General features: G+C 44.6%; 2 protein-coding genes. Both read right to left on the reverse strand.

Annotation, left to right across the window (positions count from 1 at the left end):
• Nucleotides 1–109: 109 nt before the first annotated feature.
• Entirely contained in the window at nt 110–571 is a 462-nt protein-coding gene (locus tag PX636_RS02815) for a hypothetical protein (RefSeq protein ID WP_002780536.1), read from the reverse strand.
• 353 nt (nt 572–924) lie between these two features.
• On the reverse strand, nt 925–1,902 hold the full coding sequence (locus tag PX636_RS02820; protein WP_288116161.1) for a helix-turn-helix domain-containing protein: 978 nt from the start codon (nt 1,900–1,902) through the stop codon (nt 925–927).
• Nucleotides 1,903–2,044: the final 142 nt, after the last annotated feature.

The raw sequence follows: 2,044 nt of genomic DNA on the forward strand, positions 1-2,044 counted from the left end.
AAAAAGTACCTGAATTTTCCACCCGATCACTCCGGGATCTGGCACTTTTTGGTTTCCAAAAAGTCTAAAAGTCTTACCCAACAAGGTTTTTAGATTTATTCAGCCAGCCCTATTTACAGGCCATTACCGCGATCGTGTAGGCGTTATTATTCATGCCGTTAATATTAAAATTAATCTGATAGGGCTGTCTACCCGTGGGTGATTGGAAGGGTAAAGAATAGGTTTCGCCCCGTTTCATTTCGACATTTTTCTGGAAGGCGCTATTGACTGAATTATCGGGATATTTGAGATTGATCGTCACTCCGTATTTGCCATCGTTTTCGGGAACCATTACCCCTTTAAAAGAGGCGAATTTCACCCCGGAGGGAACGGCGAAATCGGTGTTAAAGTTATTCTTTCCTATGGCATCGATCTGTTTGCGGATATGGGTCTGATTAGTGGCTACTTCCTTGAGGTACTGACAGTTTTTCGGAAGTTCGGTAGCCTGATCTTTGGTACTGGCGACAACGGCCATCGAGGTCAGTCCGAGGATTAAACCAGCCCAGAGAAAGCTGAAAGTTTTTGTCAACATGATAGTTTTTCCCGTTAAGTTTTTCTAAAATTGGCTCTTCGGGGACGATTAAAGATAATTAAGCCTTAATTGTCCCGCCTTGACTTTTTCCGTGACCAAAGTTCTCACTAATTCTAATTTTTGGCGCCGGACTTGGTCATTATCGCTCGCAGTGGAGCGAGTTCTCCTGTTTCTTCTGGGGTTAATTTTTGTGCGTCAACCCGTGAGATGTTCAGAGAATTGCTCCTCGTTTTTACTCTCCGAACCAAGCACAAACCGCTCACATACCCAAGAAAGCTAGGATTCAATATTTACTACTAATATTTAACTTTGGCAGGCTCGGAGAAACTATCAAAATTCTGCAAATCTAACTTTTATTTTGTTAAAGAATTATCTCGCAAAGTTGCCGACGGACACTCACCGAACATTTTCTTATAATCTTTGGCAAATTGACCCATGTGCCAGAATCCCCACTGTAATGCGATCGCACTAACGGTAATTCCCCTACCCGCAGAGGCTTTTAGTTGTCGTCGTACCCCGTTAAGACGTTGAATTTTGAGATAAGTCGCAGGTCCCAGGCCAAAACATTCCTGAAAACCGTAACGGAGGGTACGTTCACTGATGTGAAGTTCTTGGCAAAGATCGAGGATCGAGAGGGGGCGATCGAGATTGTCCAGTAAGATCTCCTCTGCTCGCTTAATGTAGGGATGTCGTATTGAAGGGCGCAGCGGCGGATCGTTTTGATGGGAATCGAGTACATCTAGAACCAGAGAGATAAAATCCTCTCGGATCGGCGATTGCATAGCTGGCTGTAGAATTGTCTGGGGTTGTCTCCAGAAAAGCTCAAAAATATATCTTAAATGAGAGCGGAATCGTCTCAGGACAGTCGGCTCTGGTTGAATTGCCAGGGTTGAATCCGTAATTAAAGATGCTACCCCGAGCCGATCGGTTTGTTCGGCCTGGGAAAACAGAGAATCGTTATCGATAGTAACCAGAGCGAGGGGCAAGTTTCCCGATCGAAGCATATCGATTCCCCTGGAACTTTTCTGCAAGAGAGCGGAATTCGACGATAAAGAATACCCGTGCCACTTGAGGACTCGGGGTGTAGACAAGGGTATCCCGACGGTGATTGTCCCGGGAGGAGAATCCCCTTGAGAACGAATTCCTCGATTGTAAATCGGTCGGGCGAATTGTATGCCCCCGACTTGAGCTACGAACAGTTCCCCCTCGAAAGTTCCCGCCTCGATCGGTCGATGAACCATGTCCCAACGAAAAGCTCTCATCCGCGACCCTAGTTCATCGATATCGTGAAAAGGAATAGTCTCGATCAGGGGCTGTAAATTGATATCCATTTTGTCTGATTTAGGATAGCGGAATTATTAAAAATTATTAAGTATTATTAAGAGTTATTCTCTTGTCAATAGGCATTATACCTCACCAATCTTAATTGTAGAGTTTTTTAGCTTTTATGGGTTAATAACGTCAGACTCTGAC

The sequence above is a fragment of the Microcystis sp. M53598_WE2 genome (assembly GCF_030067735.1).
GTDB classification, from domain to species: Bacteria; Cyanobacteriota; Cyanobacteriia; order Cyanobacteriales; family Microcystaceae; genus Microcystis; species Microcystis aeruginosa.

Excerpts from the sequence above, each read along its gene's own strand:
- PX636_RS02815 (WP_002780536.1), bottom strand. The coding sequence starts at position 571 with ATGTTGACAAAAACTTTCAGCTTTCTCTGGGCTGGTTTAATCCTCGGA.
- PX636_RS02820 (WP_288116161.1), bottom strand. The coding sequence starts at position 1,902 with ATGGATATCAATTTACAGCCCCTGATCGAGACTATTCCTTTTCACGAT.